Source organism: Aureimonas pseudogalii (assembly GCF_014196835.1).
Taxonomy (GTDB): domain Bacteria; phylum Pseudomonadota; class Alphaproteobacteria; order Rhizobiales; family Rhizobiaceae; genus Aureimonas; species Aureimonas pseudogalii.
The window spans coordinates 63,167-79,822 of record NZ_JACIEK010000006.1 but is presented as its reverse complement, the minus strand read 5'-3'; the positions used below and the strand labels follow the sequence as shown (position 1 = coordinate 79,822).

Sequence of the window (16,656 nt, the reverse complement as noted above, 5' to 3'; positions counted from 1 at the left end):
GCTGCTAGACTCAAAGACAATTCGCAGAAGGAAGAACCATGGCCGCCCCTGACTTGAACGAGCTGAAGCGCCGGATGGACGGCGCCGTGACGTCGCTGAAGGGCGACTTGGCCGGTCTGCGCACGGGACGGGCCTCGGCCAACCTGCTCGATCCCATCACCGTCTCGGCCTACGGATCGCAGATGCCGTTGACGCAGGTCGCCAACGTGACGGTGCCCGAGCCCCGCATGGTCGCGGTCTCGGTCTGGGACAAGTCGATGGTCGGAGCGGTCGAGCGCGCGATCCGCGAGAGCAGCCTCGGCCTTAATCCGATCACCGACGGCACGACGCTGCGCATCCCTCTGCCCGAGCTCAACGAGCAGCGCCGCAAGGATCTGGTCAAAGTCGCTCACACCTATGGCGAGAACGCGCGCATTGCCGCGCGCCACGTTCGCCGTGATGGCATGGACATGCTGAAGAAGGCGGAAAAGGACGGCGACATCAGCCAGGACGACAGCCGGTCCACAGCCGAGCGGGTCCAGAAGATGACCGACGAGACGATCACCGAGATCGACCGCGCGCTTTCCGTCAAGGAAGCGGAAATCATGCAGGTTTAGCATTCTGCCGGGGCGAACGAGACGGGTCTGAGAGCGGAGAAGATGGTGGAACAGGTGCGGCATCCCCAACACGTCGCCATCATCATGGATGGCAACGGCCGTTGGGCCAAGGCTCGAGGGCTGCCTCGCACGATGGGGCATCGTCGGGGTGTGGAGGCCGTTCGCGAAGCCGTGCGCACGGCGCGTCACCTCAAGATCCGCTACCTCACCCTCTTCGCGTTCTCCTCCGAGAACTGGCGCCGTCCCGCCGAAGAGGTCGGCGAACTCCTGCGTCTCCTGAAGTTCTTCATCCGGCGCGATCTCGCCGACCTCCACAAGGAGGGCGTTCAGGTTCGGGTGATCGGCGCACGGGAGGGGCTGCCCGCCGACATTCGCTCGCTTCTCGAAGAGGCCGAGCATCTGACGCGGGACAACGACCGAAACGTTCTCGTCATCGCCTTCAACTATGGCGCCCGCGACGAGATGGCGCGGGCGATGCGACGCATCGCCGACAAGCTGGTGGCGGGCGAGGTGTCGCCCGAGGCGGTGACGCCGGACTTCGTCGACGAGCATCTCGACACGGCGGGAATCCCCGATCCCGACCTCATCATCCGCACCAGCGGCGAGCTTCGCCTTTCCAATTTCCTCTTGTGGCAGGCCGCTTATTCCGAATTCGCTTTCCTACCCTGCCTGTGGCCGGATTTCGATCGCAAGGCCTTTGAAGATGCCGTGCGCGACTATGCCGTTCGAGACCGTCGCTTTGGCGGCGTGACACAAGAAATCGCGTCCTGACGCATGGGCCTTGGCATTGGGCGGCTCCTTGCGGCACCGACTTGGACCGACCTCAAGTCCCGGCTGATCTCCGCGGTGGTGCTCGGCATCGCCGTCCTGGCGCTGACGATCGTCGGCGGCGTCGGCTTCCGACTTCTCTGCTGCGCGACGTCGATCATCGTCTTCGACGAATGGGCGCGGATGACCCGCGCCAAGCGAGCGGGCGACATCTACCTCTTCGCACGGCGGGCGCTCTTCGTGGCGCTGGCCGCCTTCTTCTTCGGCTTTCACGGCTGGGCGCTGACGATCATCGGCGCCGCGACCGTGTTCATCGCCGTGGTCGATCGCGGCGAGCGCAAGGCCGATTGGGTGATGGGCGGGCTGGTCTATGCGGCGATGGCGGGGATGGCGCCCGGCATCCTGCGTGATAGCGGCACGGCAGGGCTCGCCGTCCTCGGCCTCGTCATCTGTGTCGTCTGGGCCACCGATATCTTCGCCTATTTCTCGGGCCGAACCTTCGGCGGGCCCAAGCTGATGCCCATCGTCTCGCCGAAGAAGACGATCTCCGGGGCGGTGGGCGGTCTTGTCGCGGGCGTCGCCTGCGCGGCCGCCTTCGCCATCTGGCTCACCGGACATGCCAGCCTGCCGCTGCTGCTGCTGGCCGCGATTCTGTCGATCGTCGGACAGGCCGGCGATCTCTTCGAATCGTGGATCAAGCGCCGCTTCGGTGTCAAGGATTCGGGACGGCTGATTCCCGGACACGGCGGATTGATGGACCGCATCGATGGATTGGTCGTATCGACGGGCGTAGCCTTGCTGTTCGGGATCATCGGCGCCGGCCTCGACGATCCCGCCCGCGCCATCTTCAATCTCTAGTATCGGCTCTCGTGCGGCTCCCCGCGCCTCGCCGGCAACCGCAGGTACCATGTCGATGGATTTGAGCGCCTGGTGGGGCAGCCTTTGGGACACGGCCCTGATCAAGGTCATCCCGTTCCTGTTCGTGCTGACCGTGATCGTCTTCTTCCACGAGCTCGGCCACTATCTCGTCGGCCGCTGGTCGGGCATCCGCATCCTCGCCTTCTCGATCGGCTTCGGTCCCGAGCTGGTCGGGTTCAACGATCGGCGGGGAACGCGCTGGAAGCTCTGCGCCATCCCGCTCGGCGGCTATGTGAAGTTCTTCGGCGACGAGAACGCCGCGAGCGTGCCGAGCCGCACGGCGCTTGACAGCGCCACAGCAGAAGAGAAGCGCGGCGCCTTTCAGAACGCCTCGGTCGGGCGGCGCGCCGCGACCGTGGCTGCCGGACCCTTCGCCAACTTCATCCTGTCGATCGTCATCTTCGCGGCGACCGCCTATGCGAGCGGCATCGTCGTCGGCGACCCCGTGGTGTCGGACGTGCGCGAGGGATCTCCGGCGGCCGCGGCCGGCATCCTGCCGGGCGACCGCATCCTGACGGCAGACGGCGAGCGAATCGCCTATTTCAGCGACCTGCAACGCTATGTGTCGAGCCGGGCGGGAACGCCGATCCAGCTGGAAGTCGAGCGTGCGGGGGCCCCCCGACAACTGACCGTGACGCCCCGCGAGGAGACGCAGACCGACGGCTTCGGCAACAGTTTCAAGACGCCGGTCATCGGCATCGTCGCCAACGCCGAAACAGCGGCCTTCCGCACACAGGAACTCGGTGCCGTCGAGGCGCTGCAATATGGCGTGTCGCAGACATGGTTCGTGACCGAGCGCACCGTCGCCTTCATCGGCGGCATCTTCGGGGGCACGCAGGCCAGCGACCAGATCGGTGGACCGATTCGCATCGCGCAGGTCTCGAGCCAGGTCGCGACGCTCGGTTTCGCACCGCTCCTCAACCTCGCGGCGCTCCTGTCGATCTCGATCGGCCTGCTCAACCTCCTGCCGGTGCCGATGCTCGATGGGGGACACCTCCTGTTCTACGGATTCGAAGCCGTGCGGGGAAAACCGCTCAGCGATCGCGTACAGGAGGTGGGATTCCGGATTGGCCTCGCCCTCGTGATGCTCCTTATGGTATTCGCTTTCTGGAACGACCTTTCGAGTCTCACTTGATCGGCCGTCAGGGGGTGGGGAAGGTTTCGTAAGGCGTTAACCAAGTTTCGTGGGCGCGTGGCGTCCGGGCAACGGTTTTCCGATTCCTAAAGGGAATCCCTCCAGTTTGGTTGAACGCGTCTGCAAAGCCGATACAACCGCACGGCAAGCCGAATTCGGACTCGTGCCGTCGGCGGAATGAGAAAAGGTAAAGGCCCTATGAAGGCTGGTTCGAAGCTTCTGAGCGCGCTCTCCGCAGCCGCTCTCTCGTCCACGGTGCTTGCAGCTTCGGCCGTCAGTCTTGAGCTGGTGAGCCTGTCCCAGGCTGAAGCGGCGGTGCTGAACCGGGTCGAGGTTCGCGGCAACCAGCGTGTCGATGCCGAGACCGTTCGAAACCTGATCCAGTTCCGGTCCGGCCAGAACTACTCGGATGCCGACGTCGACCAAGCCGTGACGCGTCTCTTCGCGACCGGTCTCTTCTCCGACGTCCGGGCCAACCAGGCGGGTGGCACGTTGGTCGTCAACGTCCAGGAAAACCAGATCGTCGGCGAGGTCGTCTTCCAGGGCAACAACAAGATCAAGAACGAGCAGCTGGCTAGCGCCGTTCAGACCAAGTCCCGCGACCCCTACAACGCCTCCACCGCCCAGGCGGACGTCGACGGCATCAAGGCCGCCTACACGCGCATCGGGCGTTCCGACGCCAACGTGTCGGTTCGCACCGTTCCGGCCGAGGGCAATCGCGTCAACGTCGTCTTCGACATCCAGGAAGGCGACCGGACCAAGATTTCGAGCATCAACTTCGTCGGGAACAACGCCTTTGGCGATTCGCGGCTGAAGGAGGTCATCTCCCTGCGCGAGTCCGGGATCTTCAGCTTCCTGCAGCGCAACGACATCTACGACGAGGACCGCCTGCGCGCGGACGAAGAGGCGCTGCGCCGGTTCTATTTCAACCGCGGCTATGCCGACTTCCGCATCGTCTCGTCGGTGGCCGAACTCGAGCCGACGCAGAACGAGTATTTCGTCACCGTGACGGTGGACGAAGGCGAGCGCTACACATACGGCAACATCAACATCGATTCGACGGTGCCGGGCATCGACGCCACGGCGCTCCAGAAGGAGCTCGAGACGAAGACCGGCGAGACGTATAGCGCCGAGAAGGTCGAGGACACGCTCGTCAACCTGACGAATGCCGTCGCCAACCAGGGCTATGCGTTCGCGCAGGTGACGCCGCGCGGCGACCGCGACTTCGCCAACAACACGATCTCCGTCGATTACGTCATCGACCAGGGCCCTCGCGCCTATGTCGAGCGCATCGAGGTTCGCGGCAACACCAAGACTCGCGACTACGTCGTTCGTCGCGAGTTCGACGTGTCGGAAGGCGACGCCTTCAATCAGGTGCTGGTGCAGCGCGCCAAGAAGCGGCTGGAGTCGCTGAAGTTCTTCAAGACGGTGAACGTCTCGACCGCGCCGGGCACGCAGCCCGACCGTGTCGTCGTCATCGTGCAGGTGGACGAGCAGGCGACGGGCGAGTTCTCGGTCGGCGGCGGCTACACCACGGGCGGCGAGAGCGCCGGTCCGGTGGCGGAAGTCGGCATCACCGAACGCAACTTCCTCGGTCGCGGTCAGTTCGTGAAGGTCTCCGCGGGCTTCGGCGAGGACACGCGGTCCTACAACCTCTCGTTTACCGAGCCCTACTTCCTCGGACGCCGTCTCGCGGCGGGCTTCGATCTCTACCGAACCGAGAATTCCTCCTCCACGGCGTACGACATCGTGCGCACGGGTGGGTCGCTGCGGCTTGCTGCTCCGATCACGGAAGACGTGACGGCGCAGATTGCCTACAACTACAAGGAAGAGACGTTCGGCGACGACCAGGGCCGAGTGCAGTACGATCTGAACGGCCTGCCGCTCTACTCGAACGGTGCGCTGGTCTACGCGACCTGCGCCAATTCGCCGATCGCACCGCTCTACACGCTCTCGCCGATCATCAACGAGGCGATCTGCGACAGCCCGTACTCGACCTCCTCGGTGTCCTACGCGCTGACCTACAACACGCTGGACAATCAGCAGGATCCGCGGAACGGCTTTTTCGCGCAGGCCGGCCAGGAAGTGGCGGGGCTTGGCGGCGACGCCCAGTTCATCCGCACCACGGCGCGCGCCTCGTTCTTCAGCCTTCTTTCGGAAGAGTACGACGTGATCGGCCAGGTGAGCGGTGGTGGCGGCAACGTCACGGCGCTTGGCGACGACCTTCGCGTCTTCGACAACTTCTTCAAGGGCCAGGATATCGTTCGCGGTTTCAAGTATCAGGGCCTCGGTCCGCGTCAGAACGGCGTGGCGATCGGCGGCACGAACTACGCGAACGCATCCGCCGAGGCGACCTTCCCGTTGCCGTTGGTCTCGCGAGACTTCGGCTTCCGGGGCGCAGCCTTCGCCGACGCGGGCTCACTCTGGGGTGTGGAGAACAGCGAGAACCAGATCGGCATCGAGGGTGACGACTTTGCCCTTCGCGCTTCGGCCGGTGTCGGCATCATCTGGGCGTCGCCGTTCGGTCCGCTCCGCGTGAACTACGCAGTACCCTTGAAGAAGGAGGACTACGACCGCACGCAGGAGTTCTCCTTCGGCTTCTCGTCGCGCTTCTAAGCGCGACCCCGTCGAAAACCGAGGCACGGCCGTTCATGTCGTCCCGAACATTCTTCATGCGCGGCGAGGGGATCACCCTGGCCGCGCTTGCGCATCTGTGTGGTGCGACGTTGGCGAACGCCGAAAGCGCCGCCGTTGTGGTCAGCAGCGTTGCAGCACTCGACGAGGCCGGCTCCGGCGATCTCGCTTTCTACGACAATCCTCGCTATGCGCCCGACCTCAGGGCCTGCAGAGCGTCGGCCATCGTGGCGTCGCGTCGGCATGCGGCGGATGTTCCCATGCATATTCCCGTGCTTCTGGCTGAACGGCCCACATCGGTCTTCGCGCTGGCAGGTCGTGAACTGCATCCGGAGGCCCTCAGTCCCGCCAGCACGTTCCCAACGGGTGAGATCTCGCCGCTGGCCTCGATCGACGAGGCGGCGCGTCTGGAGCCTGGGGTGACAGTCGAAGCGTTTGCGCGCATCGGGCCGGACGTCGAAATCGGACGTGGGACCATCGTCTTCAGTGGAGCCACGATCGAGGCGGGATGCCGGATCGGGCGCGATTGTCGAATCGGTCAGCACGTCAGCGTCCAGCACGCCCTGATCGGAAACGACGTCATCCTTCATCCCGGCGTTCGCATCGGCCAGGACGGGTTCGGCTACACGGCCGGGCCGGGCGGCATCCTCAAGGCCGTCCAGATCGGACGCGTCATCCTGCAGGATCACGTCGAGGTCGGCGCCAATTCGACGATCGACCGCGGCGCGGTGCGCGATACGGTGGTGGGCGAGAACACGAAGGTCGACAACCTCGTACAGATCGCCCACAACGTCGTGATCGGGCGCAACTGCATCATCGTCGGGCAAGTCGGCATTGCCGGTAGCGCCACGATCGGCCAAGGTGTGTCGATCGGCGGTCAATCCGGCGTCAACGGACACATCACCATCGGCGACGGCGCCCAGATCGCGGCGGTCAGCGTCGTGGCCACCGACGTTCCTCCGGGGGCCCGTTGGGGCGGAACGCCCGCCCGGCCGGTGCGCGAGTGGATCCGCGAAATGGCGGTCCTCAAAGGACTGACGAAGACGGCACAGGGATCGAAGCGTGACGACGGTTGAACCGACGATGCTGGAAAGCGTCGATATCCTCAAGATCATGCAGTTGCTGCCGCATCGGTATCCATTCCTGCTCGTCGATCGGATCGTCGAGATCGACGGCGACCGGCGGGCGATCGGCCTGAAGAACGTGACGGCCAACGAGCCTCATTTCCAAGGGCATTTTCCGGATTATCCGGTGATGCCGGGCGTTCTCATCATCGAAGGCATGGCCCAGACCGCAGGCGCCATCTGCCAGCTTGCGACGGGCGGCACGTCGAAGTCGATCGTCTATTTCATGACCATCGACGGCGCCAAGTTCCGCAAGCCCGTCGTGCCCGGCGACTGCCTCGAATATCACGTCGTCCAGGCGAAGAAGCGCGGCAACATCTGGCGGTTCGACTGCTCGGCGATCGTCGCCGGAAACAAGGTGGCGGAAGCGACGATCAGCGCCATGCTCGTCGCGCCGGACGCCGGCTGAGGATGGCGACGTCCGTCATTCACCCGTCCTCGATCGTCGAAGATGGCGCGACGATCGGCGAGGGCTGCGAGATCGGCCCGTTCTGCCATGTCGGCGCACGCGTGACGCTCGGCGCCAACTCGCGACTGCGATCGCATGTCGTTCTGGCGGGTCACACGACGATCGGCGAGCGTGCTAGCATCTTCCCCTTCGCGTCGATCGGTCATGACCCGCAGCACCTTAAATATCAGGGGGAGGACACGCGCCTCACGATCGGCAAGAATTGCCTGATTCGTGAGCACGTTACCATGAACCCCGGTACGATCCAGGGTCATTCGGAGACCTCGATCGGCGACAATTGCTCGTTCTTCACGGGTGCGCATGTGGCACATGACTGCGTCGTCGGCAGCAACGTCACGCTGATCAACAACGTCATGCTGGCCGGGCATTGCGTGATCGGCGATTTCGCGACGATCGCCGGCGGCTCGGGCATCCATCAGTTCACCCGCGTCGGGCACCATGCCTATGTGGGCGGGCTGGCGGCCGTCGAAGGCGACATCATTCCCTTCGGCATGGTGCTCGGCAATCGGGCCTATCTCTCGGGATTGAACGTCATCGGTATGAAACGGGCGGGGTTCAACCGCGATGCGATCCGCAACGTGCGCAAAGCCTACCGCATGCTGTTCTCCGACGATCTGACGTTCCGCGAGAACATCGAAGAGGTCGAGAGCGAGTATCCCGAGGACCCTCTCGTGCAGGATCTTCTCGGGTTCATTCGCGCCGGCGGCGACCGGGCGATCTGCTTCCCCCGGAGCGTCCGCCCGGTTTGACCCAGCCGATGGCCCTCGCGCCCGCCGAGCCAGGCGAGCGACTCGGCATCGTCGCAGGAGGCGGCGCTCTGCCGCGGATCGTGGCAGCCGAGGCGCGGCAGAGCGGTTGGGCTCCGTTCATCGTCCCCATCGCGGACGGTCGACTCTATGACTGGTCGGCATGGGACCACCGGTCGCTATCCTGGGCGCAGACGGGCGACGTGTTCACGCTGCTGCGCACGCATGGGATCGCGACGGTGGTGTTCTGCGGCACGATCTCGGTTCGCCCGGATTATCGCTCCTTCGTTCCCAGCCTGCGGACGTTGGGCATGCTGCCGGAGATCCTGCGCATGGTTCGCGGCGGCGACGACAGCCTTCTGCGAGCGGTCTCCGGGTCCTTCGAGGTGCGCGGCTTCCGCGTCCTTTCGGTTCAATCGCTCGTTCCCAACCTGTTGACGCCGGACGGCGTGCTGACTCGTCGCGAGCCGACGGGGCCGGCGGCCGCCGCCGTCCAGCGTGCGGCGCAAGCGGCACAGCAGCTCGGACGGCTCGATATCGGTCAGGCCGCCGTCGCATCCTGCGACCGCGTCATCGCGGTCGAGGGTATCGAGGGCACCGGCGAGATGCTGCAACGGGTGGCGGACCTGCGCGGACGCGGCCGCATCGGGCGGGGCGAACCGACCGTTCTCTTCAAGGCCTTCAAGCCGCAGCAGGACGAGCGGTTCGACCTTCCAAGCATCGGCGTCGAAACGGTGCGTCAAGCCGAGGCCGCGGGGCTTTCGGGCATTGCTCTCACGGCAGAGCGGTCTCTGATCATCGAGTCCGAGGGCGTGATCGAGGCGTTGGACGCAGCCGGCCTCTTTCTCGTCGGCGTTTCCGATCCAACGATGGGAGACGCACGATGAAGATCGCCTTCGTTCTCGGCGAGGAATCTGCGGACAGGATCGGCGCGGATCTCGTCCGCGGCCTACGCGCGCGCTGCTCGGAGCCCGTCGAGATCGTCGGTCTCGGCGGTCGCGAGATGCAGGGCGAGGGGCTCGAGAGCCTGTTCGACATCGAGGAACTCTCCATCATCGGCGTCGGCGCGATCGTGGCGCGGTTGCCCAAGCTGCTGCGTCGCCTGCGCCAGACCGCGGACTTCATCCTGGCGGAGCGGCCCGACGCCGTCGTCACGATCGACAGCTTCACCTTCACCAACCGCGTCGCCCGCCGCATCCGGCAGGTCGATCCATCGATCGTCATCGTCAACGTCGTGCCGCCCGCGATCTGGGCCTACCGTCCGCATCGCGCCCGCGCGCTCGCCGCCGCCGTCGATCGGAGTCTCAGCCTGTTTCCGTTCGAGCCGGACGTGTTGGCCGCGCATGGGGGGCCGCCCGCCGACTATATCGGTCATCCCATCATGCGCCATCCCGGCTTGTCCGCCCTTCTCGAGCGAGACCGCGCGGCCGGGATGCGTCCGCCCGCAAACCCGCCGACACTCCTCCTTCTGCCCGGCTCCCGGCGTGGCGAGATCTTGCGGTTGATGGAGGATTTCGGCAAGACCTTCGCCGAAATCAAGCGCGTCAATCCGGCCGTCGTCGGCTTGCTGCCCGCCATCGCACGCGTTCGGCCGCTCATCGAGGAGAAGCTCGCGAGTTGGCCGTTCCAGCCGGAAATCGTCGAGGGCGAAGATGCCAAGTGGCAGGCGTTCGCGCGTGCCGACGCCGCGCTCGCGGCCTCGGGCACCGTGGCGCTGGAGCTGGCGCTGGCGGGCGTGCCGATGGCGCTCTGCTACCGCGTGGATCCGCTGACCTATCGGCTGCGCCACCTCATCACGGCTTGGACGGCGGCGCTTCCCAATTTCATCGCTGGGCATCCGCTCGTGCCCGAGCATTTCCACGAGTTCATCCGTCCGGAGGCGCTGGCGCGGCGCCTGACCCGGCTGATGACGCCGACGCCGGAGCGGGCGGCGCAAATGGCGGGTTTCGCGGCCATCCGCGAGGCGATGACGGTCGACGTCTCACCGGGCGAAGCGGCTGCGGACCTCCTGCTGCAAGAGATCACACTTCATCGAGCTGGAAAAAAAATGGCCCAAACGTGAAACGGGCGCTGAAGCGCCCGTTTCATCTTCCTTTTTTAGGGAATCTCTCAGCCGCGCTCGGCGACCCCGACATAGTCACGCTGGGGCGCGCCCGTGTAAAGTTGGCGCGGACGCCCGATGCGCTGATGCGGGTCCTCGATCATCTCCTTCCACTGCGCGATCCAGCCGACCGTGCGAGCCACGGCGAAGAGTACCGTGAACATCGTCGTGGGGAAGCCGAGCGCCTTCAGCGTGATGCCCGAGTAGAAGTCGACGTTCGGATAAAGCTTCTTCTCGATGAAGTAGGGATCGTTCAGCGCGATGTGCTCGAGCTCCATCGCGACTTCGAGCAGCGGATCGTCCTTAAGGCCGAGTTCGTCGAGCACCTCATGGCAGGTCTGCTGCATGATCTTGGCGCGCGGGTCGTAGTTCTTGTAGACCCGGTGACCGAAGCCCATGAGGCGGAACGGATCGTTCTTGTCCTTGGCGCGGGCGATGAATTCGGGGATGCGGTCCTTCGTGCCGATCTCCGTCAGCATGTTCAGCGCCGCCTCATTGGCGCCACCATGCGCAGGCCCCCACAGGCAGGCGATGCCTGCGGCGATGCAGGCGAAGGGATTGGCGCCCGACGAGCCGGCGAGGCGAACCGTCGAGGTCGAGGCGTTCTGCTCGTGATCGGCGTGGAGGATGAAGATCCGGTCCATCGCCTTGGCGAGCACGGGGTTGATCACATAAGGCTCGCAGGGAACCGCGAAGCACATGTGGAGGAAGTTTTCCGCGTAGGAGAGGTCGTTGCGCGGATAAACGAAGGGCTGGCCGATGTGATACTTGTACGCCATCGCCGCGAGCGTCGGCGTCTTTGCGATCATGCGGATCGAGGCAACCATGCGCTGGTGCGGATCGGAGATGTCGGTCGAGTCGTGGTAGAACGCGGAGAGAGCGCCGACCGAGCCGACCATGACGGCCATTGGATGCGCGTCCCGCCGGAAGCCGGTGTAGAAGCGCGACATCTGCTCGTGCACCATCGTGTGCCGGGTCACATGGTAGACGAAGTCGGTCAGCTCGTGCGCGGTCGGCAGTTCGCCGTAGAGCAGCAGGTAGCAGGTCTCGAGGAAGTCGCCGCGCTCGGCCAACTGGTCGATCGGGTAGCCGCGATGCAGCAAGACACCCTCGTCGCCGTCGATATAGGTGATCTTCGACTCGCAGGACGCGGTCGAGGTGAACCCCGGATCGTAGGTGAAGAGGCCGGTGTTCTTGTAGAGGGACGCGATGTCGACGACATCCGGCCCGATGGTGCCATGTCGGAGCTCGAGCTCCGCGCTCTTATCGCCGAGGGCCAGTTTCGCCGACTGATTCATGCGTTACCCCTTCTACGAAAGCTGAAAGACCGAGGGTATCTTGGCACCCGAGGCCAGCTTCGATCGAATGCCTATCGGAAAGGCGGAGACGGAACAAGATTTGGACACCGTCGATGTTGCAGTGCAAATCTCGCTCTCGTGGTGAAGGTCAAGGGAGCTGGTCGCGGAGCCGCGCCAGCGTCTCGTCCCGGCCGACGACCGCGAGCACGTCGAACACGCCTGGCGACGTCGTCTTGCCGGTCATCGCGGCGCGCAGCGGCTGCGCCGCCTTGCCGAGTTTGAGAGCATTCGCCTCGGCATAGTCGCGCACCGCCGCCTCGATCGCTGCGACGGTCCATTCGCTGACCGCCTCCAGCGCCGGCAGCACACCCGCGATGATCGCGCGGCCGCCGGCGTCGAGGATTTCGACAGCCTTCGGTTCGAGTGGGAGAGGGCGGTCGGCGAAGAGATAGGCGGCGCTCTCCGTCAGCTCGACCAGAGTCTTGGCCCGCTCCTTCAAGCCCGGCATCGCCGCGGCGAGAAGACGCCGTGTCGTCGTCTCGTCCCGCGCCTTCAGGATCGCACCGTTCGGCAGCACGTCGCGGTCGCGCATCAGCGTATCCACCAGCAGCGTGTCATCGGCGGCGCGCAGCCACTGCCCGTTGACGGCGTCCAGCTTGGCGAAGTCAAACCGCGCCGCGCCCTTGTTGACGTCGACGATGTCGAACCAGGCCACCATGTCGGCGATCGACATGACCTCGTCGTCGCCGTGGCTCCAGCCGAGGCGGGCGAGGTAGTTCAGTAAGGCATCCGGCAGGTAGCCCATCTCGCGATAGGCCTCCACGCCCAGCGCGCCATGACGCTTCGAGAGCTTGGCGCCGTCCGCCCCGTGAATGAGCGGAATGTGCGCCATGATCGGCACGTCCCAACCCATGGCCTGATAGATCAGGGTCTGGCGTCCGGCATTGGTCAGATGGTCGTCGCCGCGGATGATGTGCGTGACGCCCATGTCGTGGTCGTCGACGACGACGGCGTGCATGTAGGTCGGCGTTCCGTCGGAGCGCAGCAGCACGAAATCGTCGAGATCCTTGTTGGGAAAGCGGACGTCGCCCTGAACCTTGTCGGCGACCAGCGTCGTGCCGTCGAGCGGGGCCTTCAGGCGAACCACCGGCTTCACACCGGCGGGGGCCTCGGCGGGATTTCGATCGCGCCAGCGCCCGTCGTAACGTGGCGGGCGCTTCTCGGCGCGTGCGGTCTCGCGCATCTCCTCGAGCTCGGCCTGCGAGGCGTAACAATGATAGGCCTTCCCCGCCGCGACCAGCTCCTCGGCGACTTCACGATGGCGCGCCGCCCGCTCGAACTGCGAGACCGGGGGCTCGTCGGCCTTCAAGCCGAGCCAGTCGAGCCCCTCGATGATCGCCGAAACCGCGGCCTCGGTGGACCGCTCCCGGTCGGTGTCCTCGATCCGCAGCAGCATCCGGCCACCCGTGTGGCGGGCGTAGAGCCAGTTGAAGAGCGCGGTGCGGGCGCCGCCGATATGGAGGAAACCGGTGGGCGAGGGGGCGAATCGGGTGACGACGCGTTGGCTCATCGGGTTCCTCGAAAGACGGGTGGAGATCCATCCCAGGCATACGCTTCCGGCGATCTTTTCGAAGATCGGCAGGGGAAAGGCGCCGCGGGATCCTGCGTTCGGTGTGGGGTGGTGTAGCATAGGAAGGAGACGACACAAGGCGGCCCGGAACTCGTGAGCGCGACACAACCCTCCATTGGCCGAACGCCTTGGACACGCCGTACTCTACGGGGTTCGACCCGACAGGACATTCCTGGCTGGCGCCGTTCGCTCCCAATCTTTTGGTACCGGCAGATCGAGCGCGAACGGGCTGCCCGCTCGCAATTCGCCTGGCTGCCGATCGCCGTGCTGGCTGGCATTCTGCTCTTCCACGCCGATCGATGGACACCTTCGGTCTGGACGCCCGCGGGTCTCGCTGCCGTTCTGTTCGGGTGTCGCCTTCTCATACCGGGTCGTGCGGGTGCCCGATTGCTGCTGCTGATCGGTGCCTGGGCGGCGGTGGGTTTCGGCGCTGCGGCGCTGGAGCTCGCGCGAACGGATACGACCATCCTCTCGGGCGACGCGACCGTGCGGATCGACGGAACCGTGACGCGCCGGGAGGCGGACGAACGCGGTCGGTTCCGATACACGATCGACGTGGCGTCCACCGATCGGCCGGTGCTGTCGCGCCCCCCGGAGCGCGTGCGCATCCTCGTTTCCAGCCGGCATGCGCCGCTTCCCATCGGCGGGCGCTACGTCGGCCTCGTCCGCCTCCGTCCGCCCGCAGGGCCGGCGTATCCCGGCGCCTACGACTTCGCTTTCGCCCCCTATTTCGACGGCCTCGGCGCCTACGGCTTCTCGCTCGGTGCACCCGAGGCACGATCGGAAGTGCGTCCCCCGACCTTCGCCGACGGGGTGGCACGGCTGCGCATGTCCATGGACGAGAAGATCCGCTCCGTGCTGCCGGGCGCAACCGGCGCCGTGGCGTCGGCGCTCATCACGGGAGAGCGCGCCGGCATCCCCGACGACATCGAAGACGCCCTTCGCGCCACGAGCCTCGCGCACATCCTGTCGATCAGCGGTTTCCACATGGCGCTCGTCGCCGGCTTCACGATGTTCGTGGTGCGCGCCGCGCTGGCCGGGTTTCCCGCGGTCGCGCTGCGCTTTCCCGTGCGCAAGTTCGCGGCGGTCGCTGCGCTCGCCGTCTCGTTCTTCTATTTCGTCCTCGCCGGCGACAATCCCGCGACCGAACGGTCGTTCGTTATGATCGCCATCATGCTGGGGGCCATTCTCTGCGACCGTCCGGCGCTGACGCTGCGCAATGTCGGCGTCGCCGCGCTCATCGTGATGCTGCTGGCGCCGCACGTGGTGCTCACCGCCACGTTCCAGATGTCGTTCGCCGCCACCGTGGCGCTGGTCGGAGCCTACGGCGCCTACTCCTCCTGGCGCCATCGACGCGAACGCACGATCGGTCCGGCTTCGCGCGCACGCTGGCGGACCATCCTCGTCGTTCTCGCGGGCGTGACGCTGTCGTCGCTGATCGCGGGTGCCGCGACCGCGCCCTACGGCATCTATCATTTCAAGCGCGTGGCACCTTTCGGCCTGATCGCCAACGTGCTTGCGACACCGATCCTCAGCTTCTGGGTGATGCCGCTGGCTCTTGCATCGGCCTTGGCCATGCCGCTGGGTCTGGAAGCGTTGTTCCTGCAGCCGATGGGCTGGGGCCTCGATCTCGTCTTCCGCTTCGCGCGCGACTTCGCGACGCTGTTGCCGGATCAGGCGGTCGGTCGCATGAGCGGTGTCGCCCTAGTCCTGCTGACGATCGCGATCCTCGTGTTGTCGTTCTCGGCCAGCCTCCTACGCTGGGCCGCCGTTCCCATCGCCGCGCTTGGGTTGGCTTTCCTGTCGCCGGGACCGCCGCCGGAGATCCTCGTCTTCGAAAGCGGCACCGAAGCCGCGGTCGTGCTGCCGGACGGAAAGGCGGCCGCCTTGAAGCCCAAACCCGCCGCCTTCGTCTGGGATCAATGGGCGCGTGCGTACGGATGGACTTCCACGGTTTCGCCGACGATCACGACAAGCGGTGAACCGGCCTCGGCTCCCGGTTCGAGCGCCAGCCCCTCATCGCTCGCAGCGACCGGCTTCGCCTGCCTCGACGACGTCTGCCGCATCGTCAGTCCCAGCGGCTGGCGTGTCGCCTGGACGAACGCGTACGAAAAACTCGGCGATCTCTGCGACACCGCCGATCTCGTGATCGTCGCCCGCGCGATGCGAACGAACAGTTGCCGCTCGGGCGCCAGACTCCTGACCCTGCGAAGCCTGCGCCGCACGGGTTCCGTCGCCGTGTACGCAAGAACGCCGCGTCAAACCCACCCCCGGATCGTCGCCGCGGTTCCGAACGACCGGCCCGCCTGGAATGTGCACCGAACGATGCCCTGGCCCGAGTTCTGGAGAAAGCCGGCATCCGGGGAAGCACCGGGTACGCCGAGCGCGCCCGACGGTTCTCCGACTTCAACGCAGACGCCGAACGACGATGCCGCCGCTGCCCCGCCAATGCCTACCGCCACATCGGGGGACCCAAACACTAATGGTAGCGACGAAGCAGGCCAATGAGGCGGCCCTGCACCTTCACCCGGTGCGACGGAAGAATCCGCGTCTCGTAGGCGGGATTGGCCGCTTCCAGTGCGATCGATTCGCCGCGTCGACGAAAGCGCTTCAGCGTCGCCTCCTCGTCGTCCACGAGCGCCACGACTATCTCGCCGGCCGTCGCCGTATCCGCCCGTTGGATCACGACGGTATCACCGTCGAGAATGCCGGCCTCGATCATCGAATCGCCCTTCACTTCGAGCGCATAATGCTCGCCGAGTCCGATCATGTCGGGCGGCACGGGGATCGAATGCGTGATCTGCTGGATGGCGGCGATGGGAACGCCCGCGGCGATTCGGCCCATCATCGGGATGGAGACGGCCTCCGACGGACGATCGGTGGAGCGCTTGGCCGAGTCGCCGCTCGTGCCGCGCGCGGCCGATGCCGCGCCGCCGGTTCCTTCGACGAAGCTCGGCACGAAGCCCGGCGTCCCCTTCGGCGCCTTCGCGACCGACTCGGGCAGCTTCAGCACTTCCAGCGCCCGCGCCCGGTTCGGCAGGCGGCGAATGAAGCCGCGCTCCTCAAGGGCCGTGATGAGGCGATGAATGCCCGACTTCGACTTGAGGTCGAGCGCATCCTTCATCTCGTCGAACGAAGGTGGGACGCCGACCGTCTGGAGGCGCTCTTGAATGAAAATCAGCAACTCGTGCTGCTTGCGCGTCAACATCCCGCCACTCCAACAAAACAAAACCTGAA

Annotated in this window: 14 protein-coding genes; 11 read left to right on the top strand and 3 right to left on the bottom strand. The window is 65.7% G+C overall.

The window, feature by feature from the left end; translation table 11 throughout:
- The first annotated feature begins 38 nt into the window (after positions 1-38).
- The 10 genes from frr to GGR04_RS12475 all read left to right on the top strand — a co-directional run bounded on the left by frr (position 39) and on the right by GGR04_RS12475 (position 10,452).
- The gene (gene frr / locus GGR04_RS12520; protein WP_183200231.1) at positions 39-596 is read left to right on the top strand and encodes a ribosome recycling factor; all 558 of its coding nucleotides are present in this window, start codon (positions 39-41) and stop codon (positions 594-596) included.
- Positions 597-638: 42 nt separating this feature from the next.
- On the top strand, positions 639-1,367 hold the full coding sequence (locus GGR04_RS12515; RefSeq protein ID WP_183200230.1) for an isoprenyl transferase: 729 nt from the start codon (positions 639-641) through the stop codon (positions 1,365-1,367).
- A 3-nt stretch (positions 1,368-1,370) separates the two neighbouring features.
- Entirely contained in the window at positions 1,371-2,222 is an 852-nt protein-coding gene (locus GGR04_RS12510; protein WP_183200229.1) for a phosphatidate cytidylyltransferase, read from the top strand.
- A 55-nt stretch (positions 2,223-2,277) separates the two neighbouring features.
- Positions 2,278-3,417 carry an RIP metalloprotease RseP gene (gene rseP / locus GGR04_RS12505; RefSeq protein WP_183200228.1) on the top strand — a complete coding sequence of 380 codons (1,140 nt, stop codon included), beginning with the start codon at positions 2,278-2,280 and terminating at the stop codon, positions 3,415-3,417.
- 198 nt (positions 3,418-3,615) lie between these two features.
- A complete protein-coding gene (gene bamA / locus GGR04_RS12500) occupies positions 3,616-6,033 on the top strand; it encodes an outer membrane protein assembly factor BamA (RefSeq protein ID WP_183200227.1) in 2,418 nt (805 codons plus the stop codon).
- A 35-nt stretch (positions 6,034-6,068) separates the two neighbouring features.
- Positions 6,069-7,127 (top strand): UDP-3-O-(3-hydroxymyristoyl)glucosamine N-acyltransferase, encoded by a 1,059-nt coding sequence (lpxD, locus tag GGR04_RS12495; RefSeq protein WP_183200226.1) that lies wholly within the window; start codon positions 6,069-6,071, stop codon positions 7,125-7,127.
- Positions 7,128-7,134: 7 nt separating this feature from the next.
- The gene (fabZ, locus tag GGR04_RS12490; RefSeq protein WP_183200372.1) at positions 7,135-7,584 is read left to right on the top strand and encodes a 3-hydroxyacyl-ACP dehydratase FabZ; all 450 of its coding nucleotides are present in this window, start codon (positions 7,135-7,137) and stop codon (positions 7,582-7,584) included.
- 2 nt (positions 7,585-7,586) lie between these two features.
- The gene (gene lpxA, locus GGR04_RS12485) at positions 7,587-8,393 is read left to right on the top strand and encodes an acyl-ACP--UDP-N-acetylglucosamine O-acyltransferase (RefSeq protein WP_183200225.1); all 807 of its coding nucleotides are present in this window, start codon (positions 7,587-7,589) and stop codon (positions 8,391-8,393) included.
- Between the two features lie 8 nt (positions 8,394-8,401).
- Positions 8,402-9,277 carry an LpxI family protein gene (locus GGR04_RS12480; protein WP_183200371.1) on the top strand — a complete coding sequence of 292 codons (876 nt, stop codon included), beginning with the start codon at positions 8,402-8,404 and terminating at the stop codon, positions 9,275-9,277.
- Positions 9,274-10,452, top strand: coding sequence for a lipid-A-disaccharide synthase (locus GGR04_RS12475; RefSeq protein WP_183200224.1), 1,179 nt, complete (start codon positions 9,274-9,276; stop codon positions 10,450-10,452). Before GGR04_RS12480 ends, GGR04_RS12475 begins: the two co-directional genes overlap by 4 nt.
- 47 nt (positions 10,453-10,499) lie before the next feature.
- Here the strand turns inward: GGR04_RS12475 and gltA are convergent, their stop codons facing one another.
- Both gltA and gltX read right to left on the bottom strand, forming a co-directional pair.
- A complete protein-coding gene (gene gltA, locus GGR04_RS12470; protein ID WP_183200223.1) occupies positions 10,500-11,789 on the bottom strand; it encodes a citrate synthase in 1,290 nt (429 codons plus the stop codon).
- A gap of 148 nt (positions 11,790-11,937) precedes the next feature.
- Positions 11,938-13,359 (bottom strand): glutamate--tRNA ligase, encoded by a 1,422-nt coding sequence (gene gltX, locus GGR04_RS12465; protein ID WP_183200222.1) that lies wholly within the window; start codon positions 13,357-13,359, stop codon positions 11,938-11,940.
- A gap of 153 nt (positions 13,360-13,512) precedes the next feature.
- On the opposite strand from gltX, the gene GGR04_RS12460 reads away from it, so the two are divergent.
- On the top strand, positions 13,513-15,927 hold the full coding sequence (locus GGR04_RS12460; RefSeq protein ID WP_312857447.1) for a ComEC/Rec2 family competence protein: 2,415 nt from the start codon (positions 13,513-13,515) through the stop codon (positions 15,925-15,927).
- On the opposite strand, the gene lexA is transcribed toward GGR04_RS12460, so the two are convergent.
- Positions 15,899-16,627, bottom strand: a complete 729-nt coding sequence (gene lexA / locus GGR04_RS12455) for a transcriptional repressor LexA (protein WP_183200220.1) — start codon at positions 16,625-16,627, stop codon at positions 15,899-15,901. The genes GGR04_RS12460 and lexA overlap by 29 nt on opposite strands.
- Between the last annotated feature and the right edge of the window lie 29 nt (positions 16,628-16,656).

Bases quoted from the DNA above. Each gene is read 5' to 3' on its own strand.
- frr (WP_183200231.1), top strand. From the start codon at position 39: ATGGCCGCCCCTGACTTGAACGAGCTGAAGCGCCGGATGGACGGCGCC.
- GGR04_RS12515 (WP_183200230.1), top strand. From the start codon at position 639: ATGGTGGAACAGGTGCGGCATCCCCAACACGTCGCCATCATCATGGAT.
- GGR04_RS12510 (WP_183200229.1), top strand. From the start codon at position 1,371: ATGGGCCTTGGCATTGGGCGGCTCCTTGCGGCACCGACTTGGACCGAC.
- rseP (WP_183200228.1), top strand. From the start codon at position 2,278: ATGGATTTGAGCGCCTGGTGGGGCAGCCTTTGGGACACGGCCCTGATC.
- bamA (WP_183200227.1), top strand. From the start codon at position 3,616: ATGAAGGCTGGTTCGAAGCTTCTGAGCGCGCTCTCCGCAGCCGCTCTC.
- lpxD (WP_183200226.1), top strand. From the start codon at position 6,069: ATGTCGTCCCGAACATTCTTCATGCGCGGCGAGGGGATCACCCTGGCC.
- fabZ (WP_183200372.1), top strand. From the start codon at position 7,135: ATGCTGGAAAGCGTCGATATCCTCAAGATCATGCAGTTGCTGCCGCAT.
- lpxA (WP_183200225.1), top strand. From the start codon at position 7,587: ATGGCGACGTCCGTCATTCACCCGTCCTCGATCGTCGAAGATGGCGCG.
- GGR04_RS12480 (WP_183200371.1), top strand. From the start codon at position 8,402: ATGGCCCTCGCGCCCGCCGAGCCAGGCGAGCGACTCGGCATCGTCGCA.
- GGR04_RS12475 (WP_183200224.1), top strand. From the start codon at position 9,274: ATGAAGATCGCCTTCGTTCTCGGCGAGGAATCTGCGGACAGGATCGGC.
- gltA (WP_183200223.1), bottom strand. From the start codon at position 11,789: ATGAATCAGTCGGCGAAACTGGCCCTCGGCGATAAGAGCGCGGAGCTC.
- gltX (WP_183200222.1), bottom strand. From the start codon at position 13,359: ATGAGCCAACGCGTCGTCACCCGATTCGCCCCCTCGCCCACCGGTTTC.
- lexA (WP_183200220.1), bottom strand. From the start codon at position 16,627: ATGTTGACGCGCAAGCAGCACGAGTTGCTGATTTTCATTCAAGAGCGC.